This is a genomic window from Pseudomonas yamanorum, assembly GCF_013386765.1.
In the GTDB taxonomy this organism is placed as follows: Bacteria; Pseudomonadota; Gammaproteobacteria; order Pseudomonadales; family Pseudomonadaceae; genus Aquipseudomonas; species Aquipseudomonas yamanorum_A.
This window is the reverse complement of sequence record NZ_JACARE010000014.1, coordinates 352762-370479: the sequence shown is the minus strand read 5'-3', so window position 1 is coordinate 370479 and position 17718 is coordinate 352762. Positions and strand designations below refer to the sequence as shown.

Annotated in this window: 13 protein-coding genes; 5 read left to right on the top strand and 8 right to left on the bottom strand. The window is 62.5% G+C overall.

The window, feature by feature from the left end:
• Positions 1–20: 20 nt before the first annotated feature.
• Complete coding sequence (locus HX875_RS10220) at positions 21–389, bottom strand: hypothetical protein (RefSeq protein WP_177043088.1); 369 nt, start codon at positions 387–389, stop codon at positions 21–23.
• A 236-nt stretch (positions 390–625) separates the two neighbouring features.
• On the opposite strand from HX875_RS10220, the gene HX875_RS10215 reads away from it, so the two are divergent.
• Both HX875_RS10215 and HX875_RS10210 read left to right on the top strand, forming a co-directional pair.
• Positions 626–1924, top strand: coding sequence for a serine protein kinase PrkA (locus HX875_RS10215; protein WP_010166231.1), 1299 nt, complete (start codon positions 626–628; stop codon positions 1922–1924).
• Positions 1917–2705, top strand: a complete 789-nt coding sequence (locus HX875_RS10210; protein WP_003210582.1) for an MlaA family lipoprotein — start codon at positions 1917–1919, stop codon at positions 2703–2705. The genes HX875_RS10215 and HX875_RS10210 overlap by 8 nt, the downstream gene beginning before the upstream one ends.
• 164 nt (positions 2706–2869) lie before the next feature.
• Here the strand turns inward: HX875_RS10210 and HX875_RS10205 are convergent, their stop codons facing one another.
• The 6 genes from HX875_RS10205 to HX875_RS10180 form a co-directional block, all read right to left on the bottom strand.
• Entirely contained in the window at positions 2870–3853 is a 984-nt protein-coding gene (locus HX875_RS10205) for a GlxA family transcriptional regulator (protein ID WP_177043087.1), read from the bottom strand.
• A 34-nt stretch (positions 3854–3887) separates the two neighbouring features.
• Positions 3888–4793 carry a DUF808 domain-containing protein gene (locus HX875_RS10200; RefSeq protein ID WP_177043086.1) on the bottom strand — a complete coding sequence of 302 codons (906 nt, stop codon included), beginning with the start codon at positions 4791–4793 and terminating at the stop codon, positions 3888–3890.
• 67 nt (positions 4794–4860) lie between these two features.
• Complete coding sequence (locus HX875_RS10195; protein WP_177043085.1) at positions 4861–6282, bottom strand: efflux transporter outer membrane subunit; 1422 nt, start codon at positions 6280–6282, stop codon at positions 4861–4863.
• Positions 6279–9404, bottom strand: a complete 3126-nt coding sequence (locus HX875_RS10190; protein WP_177043113.1) for an efflux RND transporter permease subunit — start codon at positions 9402–9404, stop codon at positions 6279–6281. Before HX875_RS10190 ends, HX875_RS10195 begins: the two co-directional genes overlap by 4 nt.
• Before the next feature lie 5 nt (positions 9405–9409).
• Positions 9410–12472: an efflux RND transporter permease subunit gene (locus HX875_RS10185; protein ID WP_177043084.1), complete on the bottom strand. Its 3063-nt coding sequence runs from the start codon at positions 12470–12472 to the stop codon at positions 9410–9412.
• Positions 12473–12485: 13 nt separating this feature from the next.
• Positions 12486–13613, bottom strand: a complete 1128-nt coding sequence (locus HX875_RS10180) for an efflux RND transporter periplasmic adaptor subunit (RefSeq protein WP_177043083.1) — start codon at positions 13611–13613, stop codon at positions 12486–12488.
• A gap of 241 nt (positions 13614–13854) precedes the next feature.
• On the opposite strand from HX875_RS10180, the gene HX875_RS10175 reads away from it, so the two are divergent.
• Positions 13855–14460: a TetR/AcrR family transcriptional regulator gene (locus HX875_RS10175; RefSeq protein ID WP_177043082.1), complete on the top strand. Its 606-nt coding sequence runs from the start codon at positions 13855–13857 to the stop codon at positions 14458–14460.
• Positions 14461–14654: 194 nt separating this feature from the next.
• A complete protein-coding gene (locus HX875_RS10170) occupies positions 14655–15113 on the top strand; it encodes an REP-associated tyrosine transposase (RefSeq protein WP_177043081.1) in 459 nt (152 codons plus the stop codon).
• A gap of 115 nt (positions 15114–15228) precedes the next feature.
• Here HX875_RS10170 and HX875_RS10165 read toward each other — a convergent pair whose 3' ends face one another.
• A complete protein-coding gene (locus HX875_RS10165) occupies positions 15229–15669 on the bottom strand; it encodes a GlcG/HbpS family heme-binding protein (RefSeq protein ID WP_177043080.1) in 441 nt (146 codons plus the stop codon).
• 267 nt (positions 15670–15936) lie between these two features.
• Here HX875_RS10165 and gcl point away from each other — a divergent pair, with 267 nt between their 5' ends.
• The gene (gcl, locus tag HX875_RS10160; RefSeq protein WP_177043079.1) at positions 15937–17712 is read left to right on the top strand and encodes a glyoxylate carboligase; all 1776 of its coding nucleotides are present in this window, start codon (positions 15937–15939) and stop codon (positions 17710–17712) included.
• Positions 17713–17718: the final 6 nt, after the last annotated feature.

Genomic DNA, 17718 nt, shown 5'->3' with positions numbered 1-17718 from the left:
TTGCCTGCGATGAGGCCCTCTCAGGTTGCCCGAGGCGCCCTGACCAACCGCAACCCCGCAATCACCAACGCAAACACCGCAAAGGTCGTGTTGTACAACGCCAACGCCGGAAACCCGAACACCAGCGCCAACACCGCCAACCCCCAGCCTGCCCGGCCCGGCACAAAAAACGCCAGCACCGACGTCACCAGCGCCGCCCAGCCCAGCACCTTGAAGTGAATCATCAACCCCAGGTTGGAACGCACCTGGCATTCCCAGCGGCTGGCTTCGTCAGCACAGATGCCCACCCAACTGCCATCCTCCATGAATCCGTAACGTGCGCCATAACTGGCGGCCAGCCAAAGCGGCAGGGCGATAAGCAACAGCATCAGCGGGAAACGGCGGGACATGGGGCACTCCGATAGGCGAAAACGGCGCCCAGCTTAATCCCCCGGCAGCCGTTGGCAAGGTTTGGAAGCAGATAAGTGTTCATCAAGGCGTGCCAAAGTGTATCGTCTGGCTACTATTACCCCGATTCCGACGTTTTTTCCGACTTTTCGTGCCGAGGGCTGGCACTTCGGCAGCAACGCGGTGGTCATAGCCTGCGAACTCCACTTCAGCACGTTTTCCTCTTAGGGATTTAGTCATGCTCCGTTCCTTGCGCTGTGCGGCCCTGTTGGGCAGCCTTTTTCTGAGTGCGTCAGCACTGGCGGTCGATATCGACCAGGCCAGCTATGGCTACCCTTTGACCAACCCGTTTGAAGCGACCATCGCCACCACCCCGCCGAACCTGCGGCCAGAATTGCCGTCCGACGATGAAATCAATCAGTCCGACTACACCCTGACGATGCGCCCCGAGCGCGAGTTCAGCCTGCCCGACAACTTCTGGGCGGTGAAGAAACTTACCTACCGCATCGCCAAGCAAGACCGCGCCGCGCCGCTGATCTTCCTGATCGCCGGCACCGGCGCACGCTTTGACAGCACCATCAACGAATACCTGAAAAAGCTCTACTACAAGGCCGGTTACCACGTCGTCCAGCTGTCGTCCCCCACCAGCTTCGACTTCATCGCCGCCGCCTCGCGCTTCGCCACCCCCGGCATCAGCCAGGAAGACGCCGAAGACATGTACCGCGTGATGCAGGCCGTACGTGCGCAAAACCCGACGCTGCCCGTGACCGACTTCTACCTCACCGGCTACAGCCTCGGCGCCCTCGACGCAGCCTTCGTCAGCAAGCTGGACGAAACCCGCCGCAGCTTCAACTTCAAGAAAGTCCTGCTGCTGAACCCGCCGGTCAACCTCTACACCTCGATCACCAACCTCGACAAGCTGGTACAAACCGAGGTCAAGGGCATCAACAACAGCACCACCTTCTATGAGCTGGTGTTGAACAAGCTGACCCGCTACTTCCAGCAAAAGGGCTACATCGACCTCAACGATGCGCTGCTCTACGACTTCCAGAACTCCAAGGAACACCTGACCAACGAACAGATGGCGATGCTGATCGGTACCTCGTTCCGCTTCTCGGCGGCCGACATTGCCTTCACCTCGGACCTGATCAACCGTCGCGGCCTGATCATCCCGCCCAAGTACCCGATCAGCGAAGGCACCAGCCTCACGCCGTTCCTCAAGCGTGCGCTGCAGTGCGACTTCGACTGCTACCTCACCGAACAGGTGATCCCGATGTGGCGCGCCCGCTCCGACGGCGGCAGCCTGTTGCAACTGGTTGACCAGGTCAGCCTGTATGCCCTCAAGGACTACCTGCACGACAGCCCGAAAATCGCCGTGATGCACAACGCCGACGACGTCATCCTGGGCCCTGGCGACCTTGGCTTCCTGCGTAAAACCTTCGGCGATCGCTTGACCGTCTACCCCCTGGGCGGCCATTGCGGCAACCTCAACTACCGCGTCAACGCCGACGCCATGCTGGAGTTCTTCCGTGGCTAAATATCTTCTGCTGCTCGCCGCCCTGATGTGCGCGGGCGTGGCCAATGCCGACAACAGCAAGGCCCACACGCCGACCGTAGTGGACTCCGACGGCTTCAAGGAGCCCCTGAGCCACCTCAAGTTCAACCCCGGCCTGGACCAGCGTGAGTTCGAGCGCTCGTCGGTCAACGCCCTGAATGTCTACGACCCGCTGGAGTCGTGGAACCGCCGGGTGTACCACTTCAACTACCGCTTCGACCAGTGGGTGTTCCTGCCGGTGGTGGACGGTTACCGCTACGTCACCCCGAGCTTCCTGCGCACCGGCGTGAGCAACTTCTTCAACAACCTGGGGGATGTGCCCAACCTGTTGAACAGCCTGCTGCAGCTCAAGGGCCATCGCTCCCTGGAAACCACCGGGCGCCTGCTGCTCAACACCACCATCGGCATCGCCGGCCTGTGGGACCCGGCCACCGCCATGGGCCTGCCACGCCAGAGCGAAGACTTCGGCCAGACCCTGGGCTTCTACGGTGTACCGGGCGGCGCCTACCTGGTGCTGCCGCTGTTTGGTCCGTCGAACCTGCGGGACACCACCGGCCTGCTGGTGGACTACGGCGCCGAGACCGAGATCAACTTCCTGAACGTGTCCAAGGTCAGCGAAAACCACCCGGAAATCTGGGCCCTGCGCGCCGTCGACAAGCGCTACCAGACCAGCTTCCGCTACGGTCAGATGAACTCGCCGTTCGAGTATGAAAAGGTGCGCTACGTATACACCGAGGCGCGCAAGTTGCAGATCGCCGAATAAAAGGTAAGGGCCCGGCTCCCACTGGAATGCATATTCCTGTGGGAGCCGGGCTTGCCCGCGATAGCGATGGGTCAGTAATCGCAGCACAACCTGACATACCGCTATCGCAGGCAAGCCAGCTCCCACATTTGATCTTCAGTGCCTTCTGAACTGGCCGTGTTCAGCTATTTGACCAGGCGCTTTTCCTTCGACGGCCTGTAGCCAAAGTACGCGCTGTAGCACTTGCTGAAATGACTCGGCGAAACAAACCCGCAGGCCACCAGTACATCCACCTGGGACAGCTCGGTGTGTTGCAGCAGGCGGCGGGCCTCGGTGATGCGCAATTCCAGGTAATAACGCTGGGGCGTGGTGCCCAGCTGTTCCTTGAACAAGCGCTCCAATTGGCGCCGGGAGCGGCCGGCATAGATGGCCAGTTGTTCCATCTCCAGAGGCTCTTCGAGGTTGGCGTCCATCAGGTTGACCACCTCGCGCAGCGGCGCGCTCAAGCACACGTTTTCCGTCGGTTTGACCCGCCGGTAGCGCGACTCCTCAAACGCCAGGATGTCTTCGACACCCTCCACCAGCGCCTTGCCGTACAGCCCCTTGATCCAGTCCAGCGCCATATGGAACGCGCCGGACGGGCTCGACGCCGTCAACCGGTCGCGGTCAATCACATACGGCTCGCTGCTGACCTGCGTGGCCTTGCAGAACTCCGCCAGGGCCGGGCGATGTTCCGGGTGCACGGCGCACCGGTAGCCGCCCAGCAACCCCGCACGCCCCAAAAACCACGCACCATTCCACAATCCGGCCAGGCTCACGCCCTGCTCCGAGGCGCTTTTCAATAGATGGATGAATTCTTCGGTGGCCTTCAGTTCGGTGCGATAACCACCGCAAATCACCAGCAGGTCCAACTCTTTAAGCACTGAAGGCTCAAGCCGCCCATCGGGCCGAATCACCAGCCCCAGGTCGCTGACCACCTCGCCTTCCTGCAAGCCGTAAGTCGAGGTAGAAAACGACGCAGGCCGCAGCAGGTTGGTGGTGATCAGCGTATCCAGCGCCTGGGTAAATGCCGGCAGCGAGAAATGTTCGAGCAACACAAATCCCGCTCGCACGGTTTGACGGACCTCGCAGGGGTTTTCATTCAAGTAGCGCAGGTTCTTGCCTTTCATGCCCCCGCTGAATTGCCGTCGCTCGATCAAATGCCTAAGCCCTCGCACGTTTCCAGAGGTTACCCACCACGCTGACCACCGCCAACACCACGGCCCCGGCAATGATCCCCGCCACCGCATTGAGCAACGTCGGCATCAGCCACGCCAGGCCACCGGTACTTTGGCTCACGGTTTCGATCCAGTGGTGTACCACCGGCACGCCATGGGTCAGGATGCCGCCGCCCACCATGAACATCGCCGCCGTGCCGATCACCGACAGGCTTTTCATCATGTACGGCGCCGCCCGCAGGATCGCCCCGCCAATGCTGCGCGCTGCCTGCCCAGGCTTTTGGGTGAGCCAAAGGCCCAGGTCATCGAGCTTGACGATACCCGCCACCAGCCCGTAGACGCCGATGGTCATGACGATGGCGATGCCCGACAGCACGATCACTTGCTGCATCAATGGCGCATCGGCCACGGTGCCGAGGGTGATGGCGATGATTTCGGCCGAAAGAATGAAGTCGGTGCGGATCGCGCCCTTGATCTTGTCTTTCTCGAAGGCCACCAGGTCCGTCGCCGGGTCCGCCACGGCTTCCACCAGGTGCGCCTGCTCTTCGGTGCGCTTGTGGAAGAAGCTATGGGCGAGCTTTTCGAAGCCCTCAAAACACAGGTAGGCGCCGCCCAGCATCAGCAACGGCGTGACCGCCCAGGGCGCAAATGCGCTGATCAGCAAGGCAGCGGGCACCAGGATCAGCTTGTTGATGAATGAACCCTTGGCCACCGCCCACACCACCGGGATTTCCCGCTCGGCGCGCACCCCGGAGACTTGCTGGGCATTCAGCGCCAGGTCGTCCCCCAGCACGCCGGCGGTTTTCTTCGCGGCCATCTTCGTCATCAGGGCCACATCGTCGAGCACCGCGGCGATGTCGTCGATCAATACCAGCAAACTGCTTCCTGCCATGGCTCGGGCTTCCCGTGATTCAAAGTGCGCCGAGAATAACGCGGCGCACACCGGGCAGGCGAGCCTGTCAGCGTCCGTCGACGTGCCAGCCACCGCCAAGGCTCTGGATCAGCGCCACACTGCCCTGGCTGAGTTGGCCCTGGGTGTCGCGAAGATTCTGCTCGGCTTGCAGCAATACCAGCTGCTGGGTCAGCACGGCTTCCTGGCTGACAGTGCCGGCGCGCAGTTGCGCTTGCTGGCTGCCGAACAGCTGCTGGTTGCGCTGGTACACCTGCTGGAAGGCATCGGCCTGGGTTTGCAGGTGGTTGATCGCCGACAGGTTGTCTTCGACGTTCTGCAAGGCGCTGAGCACGGTGCCGCGGTAGGTCGCGGCGATCTGGTCATAGCTGGCCTCGGCCTGCTTGACCGCTGCCTCACGGGCGCCGCCGTCGAACAGGGTTTGCGCCAGCGCCGGGCCCAACGTCCAGATGCGGTTGGGCAGGGAGAACAACCCGCCCAGCGCGCTGCCGCGATAACCGGCCTCGGCGGTGAGGTCCAGGGTCGGGAAGAACGCGGCTTCGGCCACGCCGATTTTCGCGTTGGCCGCCGCGGCCGAGCGCTCCGCCGCCACCACGTCGGGACGCCGTTGCAGCAGGGTTGACGGCAAGGTCAGCGGCGGGCGCGGCAGCACAAAGGTGTAGTCATCCCGCGCTGCCACGGCAAACTCGCTCGGCGCCACGCCCACCAGCACCGCCAGTGCGTGTTCGTATTGCTCGCGGTCGCGCAGGGAGGTCTGCAGGTCGGCAATCGAGGTGGTGAGCTGGTCCTGGGCCACCAGCAACTGGTCGTTGGTGGCGACGCCCTGGGTGAACTGCACCTGGATCATGTCCAGCAGTTGCTGGTTGATCTTCTGCTGTTGCTGCAACAGGCGCACGTCGATATCCATCTGCCGCAGCGCAAGGTAGTTGCTCGCCACGCTGGAGCTGATGGACAGCCGTACCCCGGCCAGCAACGCGTCGGATTGCTGGGCCGTGGCCTGGCTGGACTCTATCCCGCGCCGCACCAGGCCCCACAGGTCCGGCTCCCAGCTGGCGGTCAAGGTGGCGCTGACACTGTTCTCTATACCGCCAGAGTTGGTAACGGTGCTCGACGTACCGCTGCCGCTGCCTGCCGTTCCCCGTGAGCCCGACAACCCTACGCCCACCGTCGGCCACAACCCGGCCCGGCTGGACGCCACCTGCGCCTGGGCCAGGCGGTACGCCGCCTCCGCCGCGATGATCGACTGGTTGGCCTTGGCCGAGCGCGCCACCAGGTCGTTCAACACCGGGTCCTGATAGGCCAGCCACCACTGACTGTCCATCGCCCCTTGGGGGTTGGCCACCGCGCGCTGCCACTGGGCGCCTTCCTTGAAGGTCTGCGGCAGCTCCATGGCGGGCTTCTGGTAATCGGGCCCGACCATGCAGCCGCCGAGCAGCAGGCTGATGCAAAGCACGCTGTATTTCACGTTCATAACCTTGCTTCCTTACGCCGACCCAGGCGCTGTGACGCCCGGTCGAGCCACAGGTAGATCACCGGGGTGGTGTACAGCGTCAGCACCTGGCTGAACAGCAGGCCACCAATAATCGAAATCCCCAACGGCCGGCGCAGTTCCGAACCGTAGCCGGTGCCCAGCACCAGCGGCAGCGCGCCAAGGATCGCCGCCAGGGTGGTCATCATGATCGGCCGGAAACGGATCAGGCACGCCCGGCGAATCGCTTCCTTGGCCGTGAGGCCGAACTCTCGCCGCTCGGTGATCGCGAAGTCGATCATCATGATCGCGTTTTTCTTCACGATGCCGATCAACAGAATCACCCCCACCAGCGCAATGATCGACAGCTCGGTGCCGGTCAGCAGCAAGGCGATCAACGCACCGACACCGGCCGAGGGCAAGGTCGAGAGGATGGTCAGCGGGTGCATCAGGTTTTCGTAGAGGATGCCCAGCACGATATACACCGAGAGCAACGCGGCGACGATCAGCAACGGTTCGCTGGCCACCGAGGACTGGAACACCTGGGCCGTACCGGCAAACTGGCCCACCACACTGGCGGGCATGCGCAGTTGCTTCACCGCATCATCCACCATCGCCGTGGCCTGGCCGATGGACGTGCCCGGCGCCAGGTTGAACGACACCGTCACCGCCGGGAACGTGCCCTGGTGACTGATGGAAATCGCCGTGCGCGCCACCGTGTTATCCGCCAGCGCCGACAGCGGCACCAGGGTCTGTTCGGTGGTCAGGCTGGGCGCCGCCGTGGTGCCTTTGGTGGTCGTGGCCTGGGTGCCGGTCGGCACATAAATGCCCTTGAGCGCCGACGGGTCGGTCCAGTATTCCGGGGCGATTTCCATCACCACGTGGTACTGGTTGGCCGCGCGATACAGGGTGGCGACCTGGCGCTGGCCAAAGGCGTCGTACAGCGCCTGGTCCACCGCCGAGATACTCACCCCGAGGCGCGCCGCCGTGTCGCGGTTGATCTGCACATTGGCCAGCAGGCTGTTGTCCTGCTGGTCGGTATTCAGGTCGGTAAGTTGCGGCAATTTGCGCAGCACCTCCACCACCTTGGGCACCCATTCATCCAGGGATTCCTGGTCATCGGCGGTCAGGGTGTATTGGTACTGTGCCCCACTTTGCCGGCCACCCACGGTGATGTCCTGGGCCGACTGCAAATACAGCTTGGTGCCCGGCAGGTCGCCGAGGCTGCGGCGGATTTGCCCGATGATCTCGGTGGCGTTGTCCTTGCGCTCGCCCAAGGGCTTGAGCAGCACAAACATCTGCGCACTGTTGACCGCCCCGCCGCCACCTCCGCCGCCGCCGACAAACCCGGCGACGGTTTCGATATTCGGGTTTTTCATCACCTTGCGGTTAATCTCGGTGAAGTCCTTCTGCATCGCACCGTAGGAAATGCTTTGGTTCGCCAGGATGCTGCCCTGCAAGCGCCCGGTGTCTTCCTGGGGAAAGAAGCCCTTGGGCACCAGCACGTACAGCACGCCGGCGAGGACGATCACCAGCACCGTGACAAAGCCCATCAGCACCGTATGGTCGATCACCCAACCCAGGGTGCGATCGTAGAAGCGGTGAAAGCGCGAGTCCGGGTGTTCGTTGCCTGCGTGAATCTCTTTCGGCGCGCGCAGCAGCACGCTGGCGAGCATCGGCGTGACGGTCAGGGAGATCAGCATCGAGATCACGATGGCCACCGACAGCGACACCGAGAACTCGCGGAACAACCGCCCGACAATCCCGCCCATCAGCAGCAGCGGAATAAACACCGCCACCAGGGACACGCTGATGGTCAGCACCGTGAAGCCGACTTCACGCGCCCCTTCCAGTGCGGCCTCCACCCGGGTCTTGCCGCGCTCCAGGTGACGCATGATGTTTTCCACCACCACGATCGCATCGTCCACCACAAAGCCGGTGGAAATGGTCAGCGCCATGAGGGACAGGTTGTTCAGGCTGTAGCCAAGAAAGTACATCGCGCCAAAGGTGCCCAGCAGCGACAGCGGCACCACGATCGCCGGTACCAGGGTGCTGCGCCAATCGCGGAAGAAGCCGAACGTCACCAGGGTCACCAACAGGATCGACACCAGCAACGTCACTTCCACGTCGTGCAACGAAGCGCGAATGGTGGTGGTGCGGTCCATCAGCAAGTCGAGCTTGATCGTCGCCGGGATCGAGCTTTGCAAAAACGGCAGCGAGGCTTTCACCGCGTCCACCGTCTCGATCACGTTAGCCCCTGGCTGCTTGAACACCACCAGCAGCACCGCGGGCTTGCCGTTGGACAGGCCGAAGTTGCGCAGGTCCTGCACGTCTTCGCGCACGTAACCAAGGTCGGAAATATGGATCAGGTCGCCGTTGTGGGCCTTGACCACCAGCGGCCCGTAGTCCTTTTCATCGAACAACTGGTCGTTGGCGGCAATGCCGTAGTTGCGGTCACCGATGGCCACGTTGCCCTTGGGCAAGTTCACGTTGGAGGCGTTTATCACCTGGCGTACCTGCTCCAGGCTGACGCCGTACTGGTTGAGCCGGTCGGGGTTCAATTCCACCCGCACCGCCGGCAGCGCGCCGCCGCCCACCGTCACGTCACCGACCCCGGTGGTCTGCAACAGCTTCTGCTCCAGCAGGGTCGAGGCCACGTCATACATCTGCCCCGGCGTGGCGCTGTCGGAGGTCAGGCTGATGATCAGGATCGGCGAGTCCGCCGGGTTGACCTTGCGGTACGTCGGGTTGCCGGACAGGTCGCTGGGCAGGTTGCTGCGCGCAGCGTTGATCGCGGCCTGCACGTCCCGGGCGGCGCCGTCGATGTCGCGGTTCAGGTCGAACTGCAAGATGATCCGCGCCGAGCCGAGGCTGCTGGACGAGGTCATCTGCGTGACCCCGGCAATCTGCCCGAACTCGCGCTCCAGCGGCGTGGCCACCGAACTGGCGACCGTGGTCGGGTCGGCGCCGGGCAACGAGGCGCTGACGCTGATGGTCGGGAAATCCACCTCCGGCAGCGGCGCCACCGGCAGCAGCATGAAGGCCAGTGCGCCAAACAGCGCGAGGCCCGCCGCCATCAGCGTGGTTGCAATGGGACGGCGAACAAACGGCGCGCTGAGGTTCATCGCCATCAGACCGCTTCAGCCGGGCGACGGCTGAAGCGCTGCCCCAGGCTGTGCATGGCAAGGAAGATCACCGGGGTGGAAAACAGCGTGAGCAGTTGGCTGAGCAACAACCCGCCAATGATCGCGATGCCCAGCGGATGGCGCAGCTCCGAACCAATCCCCGTGCCCAGCGCCAGCGGCACTGCGCCGAACAGCGAGGCCATGCTGGTCATCAGGATCGGCCGGAACCGCAACTCCGCCGCCTGACGAATCGCCGCCACAGGGCTCAGGCCGCCCTCACGTAGTAACTCCAAGGCGAAGTCGACCATCATGATGCCGTTTTTCATCACGATGCCGATCAGCAACACAATGCCGATCAAGCCAATGATGTCGAACTGCGTACCGGTCACCAGCAGCGCCAGCAAGGCCCCGAGCGCCGCCGACAGCAGGGTCGAAAGGATCGTCACCGGGTGCACGAAGCTCTCGTACAGAATCCCCAGCATCAGGTACACCACCACAATCGCCGCCACCACCAGGAACACCTGGTTCGACAGCGACTGCTCGAACGTGGCCGCCGCGCCTTCAAGGTTGGCCTGCACCGACAAGGGCAAACCGACCTTGGCCTCGATGTCCTTGAGCCGCGTGACCGCCGCGCCAAGGGTCTGGCCCGGGGCGAGGTTGAAGGACACGTCGGCATACGGAAACTGACCCAAACGGTTGATAGTCACGGGCGTACGCACCACCTGCATGGTCGCCATGCTCGACAGCGGCGCCACGCCGCCACCGGGAATGTCCACGTACAAGCCCGTGAGCAAATCCGGCAAATTGCGCGGCGGATGATCGGTGGCGATTACCACGTGGTACTGGTTGAGCTGGGTGTAAATCGTCGAGACCTGGCGCTGGCCGAAGGCGTCGTACAGCACGTCGTCGATCGCCTGGGGCGTGATGCCCAGGCGCGAGGCGGTGGCGCGGTCAAACGTCAGCTGGATCTGGTTGCCGAACTGCATCGCCTGGCTTTGCACGTCGGTGAACATCGGGTCTTGCTTGATCGCCGCCAGCAGCTTGGTGGTCCACTGTTCCAGCTCGTCCGGGTCGGTGGCTTGCAGGCCCAGGCGGTAGCTGGTGGTGGACACCGTGGCATCGAGGGTCAGGTCCTGCACCGAGTGCAGGTACAGGCGGATGCCGGCGTCGTCGGCGTTGGCATCGGAAAGCCGGCGGATCACTTCGGTGGCGCTGTCACGCTCGCCCCGGGGCTTGAGGTTGATCAGCAGGTTGCCCTGGTTGATGGTCGGGTTGGTCTGGTCGATGCCAACGAACGACGACAGGCTTTGCACCGCAGGGTCCTTGAGGATTCGCGCGGCGAGGCGCTGCTGTTCGGTCTGCATCTGCTGGAAGGACACCGTGGGCGCGGCCTGGGAAATACCCTGGATCAGGCCAGTGTCCTGGTCCGGGAAAAAGCCCTTGGGCATGATTACCAGGGTCACCAGGGTCAGCGCGGCGGTGAGCACCACCGAGACCAGCGTGAGCGTGCGGTGGGCCAGCACCCAGTCGAGGCCACGCACGTAGTGGGTGTTGATGCGGTCGAAGAAATCCGCACGGCGTTCCTCGTGCTTGTTCTTGAGCATCCGCGCGCACATCATCGGCGTCAGGGTCAGGGAAATGAACGCCGAGATCACGATGGTCACGGCCACGGTCATGGCAAATTCGCGGAACAGTCGCCCGACCACATCGCCCATGAACAGCAGCGGGATCATCACTGCGATCAGCGCAATCGACAGCGAAATAATCGTGAAACCAATCTGCTCCGAACCCTTGAGCGCCGCCTCCAGCGGCGAGTCCCCCGCCTCGATGTAGCGCGTGATGTTTTCGATCATCACGATAGCGTCATCCACCACAAACCCGATGGCAATCGTCAGCGCCATCAGCGTCAGGTTGTTCAGGGAGAAGCCCAATGCATAGGCCACCGCCAGGGTGCCCACCAGCGTCAGCGGAATGGTCACGGCGGGAATGATCGTGGCCGGCACGTTGCGCAGGAACGCGAAAATCACGATCACCACCAGCCCGATGGCCATGGCCAGTTCGTACTGCACATCGGTGACCGAGGCGCGGATGGTTTGGGTGCGGTCGGTGAGCACATCGACCTTCAAGGTGCCCGGCAAACTGGCCCGCAACTTGGGCAGCAATTGCTGCACGCGGTCGACCACCTCGATCACGTTGGCGCCGGGTTGGCGCTGGATGTTCAGCACAATCGACGGCGTGCTGTTGGTCCACGCGGCCTGGCGCGGGTTCTCCGGGCCTTGGGTGGAAGTGGCGATTTGCGACAAGCGAATCGGTGCGCCGTTTTTATAGGCGATCACCAGGTCGCGGTATTCCTCGGCCGATTGCAGCTGGTCGTTGGCGCCGATGGAATAGGCCTGGAACTTGCCGTCGATATTGCCCTTGGCCTGGTTGACGTTGGCCGTGCCCAGGGAGGTGCGCAGGTCATCGATGGACAGGCCCAGGCTATTGAGTGCCGAGGTGTTCGCCTCGACCCGCACCGCCGGGCGCTGGCCGCCGCTGATGGTCACCAGGCCCACGCCGGTGATCTGCGAGATTTTCTGCGCCAGGCGTGTGTCGGCCAGGTCTTCGACCTTGGTCAGCGGCAGCACGTCGGAGGTCAGGGACAGGGTCAGCACCGGCGCATCCGCCGGGTTGACCTTGCTGTACACCGGCGGGTACGGCAGGTTGGCCGGCAGGAAGGTGCCGGCGGCGTTGATCGCGGCCTGCACTTCCTGCTCGGCGACGTCCAGGGACAGCGACAGGTCGAATTGCAGGGTCACCACCGAGGCGCCGTCGGAGCTGGTGGAGTTCATGGATTTGAGGCCCGGCATCTCGCCGAGCTGGCGCTCCAGCGGCGCAGTGATGGACGAACTGACCACGTCCGGGCTGGCGCCGGGGTATTGGGTGAAGACCTGGATGGTCGGGTAATCGACTTCGGGCAAGGCCGACACCGACAGCAAGTGGTACCCCAGCATCCCCAGCAACAGCACCGCGACCATCATCAAGGTGGTGGCGACGGGACGTTCGATAAAGGGCCGCGAAATGTTCATGCTCGGCAGCTCCTCACTGGGCGACGACCTTCACGGCCGAACCGTCATCCAGTTTGTCGGCGCCTTCGGTGATCACCTGCTCGCCCGGCTTGACCCCATTCTCGAGCACCGCCGAGACATCGCCCATGGACGGGCCGGTCTTGATATTGCGCAGGCTGGCCTTGTCGCCATTCACTACGAACACGAAATCGCCCTTGCTGCCGTGCTGGATCGCCCGGGTGGGTACCACGGCAACCTGGGTCAAAGTGTCGGCCTTCAGGCGTGCATTGACGAACTGGTTGGGGAACAGCGCATTGCCCGAATCATCGAACTGCGCCTTGACCTTGATGGTACCGGTGGTGGTGTCCACCTGATTATCCAGAGCCAACAGGCTGCCGGTGGCCAGCAAGGCTTTTTTATTGCGGTCGTAGGCCAGCACCGTCACGGCGCCACGGCCCAGGGCCTGGTTGATTGCACTCAGGTCATCCTCGGGCACCGCAAATACCACGGTGGCCGGGTTCATCTGGGTAATCACCACGATGCCGGTGGTGCTGGTGGTGGTGACGTAGTTGCCGGGGTCTACCAGGCGCAGGCCCACCACGCCGTCGACCGGCGAGGTGATGGTGCAGTAACCGACCTGCACTTCAAGGTTCTGCACATTGCCCTGGTCGGCGGCCACGGTGCCCAACTGTTGCTGGACCAACGAAGCCTGAGTGTCGACGGTTTGCTGGCTGGTGGAGCCGGCCTTGACCAGTTCGCGGTAGCGCGCCAGATCGCGCTGGGCATTGCTCAATACCGCCTGGTCGTGGGCCAGGGTGCCCTTGGCCACGGCCAGTTGGGCCTTGAGGGCACGGTCATCGATGCGGGCGATCACCTGGCCCTGGGTGACGTGCTGGCCTTCCTTGAACTCCACGCTGCTGAGGATGCCATCCACCTGGGTGACCACGGTCACACTGCGGGTGGGAGTGACGGTGCCGAGGGCGTCGATATACACCGGCACGTCCTGCAACACCACCGGCACCACGGCCACCGGTTCGCCGGGGGCGGGAGGCCGGCCTTTGTGCCCGCCTGCAAAGAAGTGCAAACCCAGGGCAATCAACAACGCTACCAGTAACAACGTGCCAACTGCCCAGGCGAACGTACGTCGTCTGCTTTTCTCCACGGGTTTCTCTCTCGAACGCCGAAATCAGGAAGGGGCGGCCAGGCTAAATGGCCGCTCGCTGCCTGAACTCTAGCAGCGCGCCCGGGCTGTGCCTGTACGACCGTGAATGCGTTCAGCATCAAGACAGACAAAGTCAGCTGGGCGCCCCGCCACGCAAGGGCTGCAGCACGATTCTTGAGCCCTGCGCAAAGCCGGTGCTACCATGCCCGACCGCCTGTCTTGGCAAGGAATGACCTGGTCTATGAGCACCATTCGCGAGCGCAACAAAGAACTGATCCTGCGGGCTGCCAGTGAGGAGTTTGCCGACAAGGGCTTCGCCGCGACCAAAACCAGCGACATCGCCGCCAAGGCCGGGCTGCCCAAGCCCAACGTCTACTACTACTTCAAGTCCAAGGACAACCTCTACCGCGAGGTGCTCGAAAGCATCATCGAGCCGATCCTGGCGGCCTCCACGCCGTTCAATCCCGATGGAGACCCTTCGGCCGTGCTGAGCGGGTACATCCGCTCGAAAATCTGCATCTCCCGGGATTTGCCGTTTGCCTCGAAAGTGTTCGCCAGTGAAATCATGCACGGTGCACCGCACCTGAGCCCGGAGCAGGTGGACCAGTTGAATGCCCAGGCCAAGCACAACATCGACTGCATCCAGAGCTGGGTGGACAAAGGGCTGATTGCGCCGATTGACCCGCATCACCTGATGTTCAGCATCTGGGCGGCGACTCAGACCTATGCGGATTTTGACTGGCAGATTTCGGCGGTGACCGGGAAGGTCAAGCTGGATGAGGCGGATTATGAGGCGGCGGCGCAGACGATTATTCGGTTGGTGCTTAAAGGGTGTGAGCCGGACTGAAGAGCATCGCAGGCAAGCCAGCTCCCACAGTGGATTTGTGCCAGACACAGAATGTATGAACGACAGAAGTCCCCTGTGGGAGCGGGCTTGCCCGCGATAGCTATCTCCCGGACACATCCTGCCAAAACCTGGAACACCCCTTAAAACATTCCCATCTAGCCTTTCAGAACTCAATTCTGCAAAGGGGCAACGGAATGCCTGATCTACCCGCATCATGTCGTCTGCGCACAGGGCGCTATAACGAATCCAACCGCATTTATCTTCTGACCAGCAACACACTGCATCGCGAGCCCATATTCAGCGACTTCAAGCTAGGCAGACTGGTGGTGCAGCAATTCAGAATTGCGCAAAGCCAACGCCTGGCAACCTCATTGGCCTGGGTGGTGATGCCTGATCATTTTCACTGGTTGATTTCGCTGGAAAACGGTTCGCTGTCGGACCTTATGCGCCAGGTCAAATCCAAAAGTACCCGAATCGTAAATGCTGTTGCCGGGCGTCAAGGGCGCCTTTGGCAACCGGGCTTCCATGATCATGCCGTGCGGCGTGAAGAAAGCCTTGAGGGCATAGCCCGGTATATCGTGGCCAACCCATTGAGAGCGGGGCTCGTGAAGAAATTTGGCGACTACCCTCTGTGGGATGCGATCTGGGTTTGACTGTAGACCGAGTCGCCGCCATCGCGGGCAAGCCCGCTCCCACATTTTGATTTGTGAATACATTCAACTGTGGGAGCTGGCTTGCCTGCGATGACTATCCATCAGTCACCTCAAATCAAGCCGAAACCCCAGCATCCGCCAACAACCCCACCCCCTCGATCGCACTGATCGCACACTGCTCATCAATATCCGACGTATCCCCGCTGATCCCGATCGCCCCCAGCACCACACCCGCCTGATCCCGAATCAACACCCCGCCCGGCGCCGGTACCACGCTGCCCTGCCCCAAACTATTCAACGCCGCAATAAACGCTGGCCGCTGCTGCGCATCCAGCGCCAGCAAGCGCGAACCCTTGCCCAGGGCAATCGCGCCCCAGGCCTTGCCTATGGCGATCTGCGGGCGCAGCAGGCTCGCGCCATCCTCGCGCTGCAACGTAATCAAATGCCCGCCACTGTCGAGTACCGCAATGGTCAGCGGCGCCGCCGAAATGGCGCGGCCTGCGGTGATGGCATGGCTGGCCAGGCTGACTGCGACTTTCAAGGTTAAAGCGCTCATGGGTGCCGTCCTTATCTTGTTATGGGAAAGCCGTGGGGCTCTGTTTGATCAGAAGCCGGATTCAACAAATAGAACACAATAGATTTATTTTTTGTATACAATATTTCGAAACATACGCACCACACGTCGAAATATTCCTGTCCAGAAGCCTTCCGACGAACGTAAAGGCCACCCAAGAAAATGGATTGACCTGCCCCGCTCGCCGTGAATACACTTCGGACAAACACCACTTGTATACAATTACAAAACGCAAGAGGCACCAAAACCATGAGCAAAATGAGAGCAATCGAAGCCGCTGTCCTGGTGATGCGCCGTGAAGGGGTCGACACCGCCTTCGGTATCCCGGGCGCCGCGATCAACCCGCTGTATTCGGCCTTGCAGAAGGTCGGTGGCATCGATCACGTCCTTGCTCGCCACGTTGAAGGCGCCTCGCACATGGCCGAGGGCTACACCCGCACCAAGGCCGGCAACATCGGCGTGTGCATCGGCACTTCGGGCCCGGCGGGCACCGACATGGTCACCGGCCTGTACAGCGCCTGGGCCGACTCGATCCCAATCCTGTGCATCACCGGCCAGGCGCCACGGGCACGGATGCACAAGGAAGACTTCCAGGCCGTCGACATCACCAGCATCGTCAAGCCGGTGACCAAGTGGGCAACCATGGTGATGGAACCCGGCCAGGTGCCGTATGCCTTCCAGAAAGCCTTCTATGAAATGCGCTCCGGCCGCCCGGGCCCGGTGTTGATCGACCTGCCGTTCGACGTGCAAATGGCCGAGATCGAATTTGACATCGATGCCTACCAGCCGCTGCCCCTGGCCAAGCCGTTGGCCACCCGCATCCAGGTGGAAAAGGCCCTGGCCCTGCTGGACCAGGCTGAACGCCCATTGCTGGTAAGCGGTGGCGGCGTGATCAACGCCGACGCCAGCGAACTGCTGGTGGAGTTCGCCGAATTGACCGGCATCCCGGTAATCCCGACCCTGATGGGCTGGGGCACGATCCCGGACGATCACCCGCAGATGGTGGGCATGGTCGGCCTGCAAACGTCCCACCGTTATGGCAACGCCACGATGCTGAAATCGGACGTGGTGCTGGGCATCGGTAACCGCTGGGCCAACCGTCACACCGGTTCGGTGGAGGTGTACACCGAGGGCCGCAAGTTCATTCACGTGGACATCGAGCCGACGCAAATCGGCCGCGTGTTCACCCCGGACCTGGGCATCGTTTCCGACGCCGGTTCCGCCCTGACCATGTTCATTGAAGTGGCCCGCGAGTGGAAAGCCGCCGGCAAGCTCAAGGACCGCAGCGCCTGGCTCCACGACTGCCAGCAGCGCAAGGCCACCCTGCACCGCAAGACCCACTTCGACAACGTGCCGGTCAAGCCGCAACGGGTGTACGAAGAGATGAACCAGGTGTTCGGCAAAGACACCTGCTACGTCAGCACCATCGGCTTGTCACAGATTGCCGGCGCGCAGTTCCTGCACGTCTATAAACCCCGCCACTGGATCAACTGCGGCCAGGCCGGCCCGCTCGGCTGGACCATCCCGGCAGCGCTGGGCGTGGTCAAGGCAGACCCGACCCGCAAGGTTGTGGCGCTGTCCGGCGACTATGACTTCCAGTTCATGATCGAAGAGCTGGCCGTGGGCGCGCAGTTCAAGCTGCCGTACATCCACGTGGTGGTGAACAACTCCTACCTGGGGCTGATCCGCCAGGCCCAGCGCGGGTTTGAAATGGACTACTGCGTGCAGCTGTCCTTCGACAACCTCAACGCGCCGGAACTCAACGGTTATGGCGTGGACCACGTGGCCGTCGCCGAAGGCCTGGGTTGCAAGGCGCTGCGCGTATTCGAGCCGGGCCAGATCCAGCCGGCACTGCGCAAGGCCCAGGAGATGATCGAGGAGTTCAGGGTGCCGGTGATCGTCGAGATCATTCTGGAGCGGGTGACCAATATTTCCATGGGCACCGAGATCAACGCTGTCAACGAATTCGAAGATCTGGCACTGGTGGGCAACGACGCGCCGACTGCCATTTCACTGCTCGATTAAGGAGAA

What these genes read in the sequence shown, in the direction of transcription:
- HX875_RS10220 (WP_177043088.1), bottom strand. Translation starts at nt 389, where the DNA reads ATGTCCCGCCGTTTCCCGCTGATGCTGTTGCTTATCGCCCTGCCGCTT.
- HX875_RS10215 (WP_010166231.1), top strand. Translation starts at nt 626, where the DNA reads ATGCTCCGTTCCTTGCGCTGTGCGGCCCTGTTGGGCAGCCTTTTTCTG.
- HX875_RS10205 (WP_177043087.1), bottom strand. Translation starts at nt 3,853, where the DNA reads ATGAAAGGCAAGAACCTGCGCTACTTGAATGAAAACCCCTGCGAGGTC.
- HX875_RS10200 (WP_177043086.1), bottom strand. Translation starts at nt 4,793, where the DNA reads ATGGCAGGAAGCAGTTTGCTGGTATTGATCGACGACATCGCCGCGGTG.
- HX875_RS10195 (WP_177043085.1), bottom strand. Translation starts at nt 6,282, where the DNA reads ATGAACGTGAAATACAGCGTGCTTTGCATCAGCCTGCTGCTCGGCGGC.
- HX875_RS10190 (WP_177043113.1), bottom strand. Translation starts at nt 9,404, where the DNA reads ATGAACCTCAGCGCGCCGTTTGTTCGCCGTCCCATTGCAACCACGCTG.
- HX875_RS10185 (WP_177043084.1), bottom strand. Translation starts at nt 12,472, where the DNA reads ATGAACATTTCGCGGCCCTTTATCGAACGTCCCGTCGCCACCACCTTG.
- HX875_RS10175 (WP_177043082.1), top strand. Translation starts at nt 13,855, where the DNA reads ATGAGCACCATTCGCGAGCGCAACAAAGAACTGATCCTGCGGGCTGCC.
- HX875_RS10170 (WP_177043081.1), top strand. Translation starts at nt 14,655, where the DNA reads ATGCCTGATCTACCCGCATCATGTCGTCTGCGCACAGGGCGCTATAAC.
- HX875_RS10165 (WP_177043080.1), bottom strand. Translation starts at nt 15,669, where the DNA reads ATGAGCGCTTTAACCTTGAAAGTCGCAGTCAGCCTGGCCAGCCATGCC.
- gcl (WP_177043079.1), top strand. Translation starts at nt 15,937, where the DNA reads ATGAGCAAAATGAGAGCAATCGAAGCCGCTGTCCTGGTGATGCGCCGT.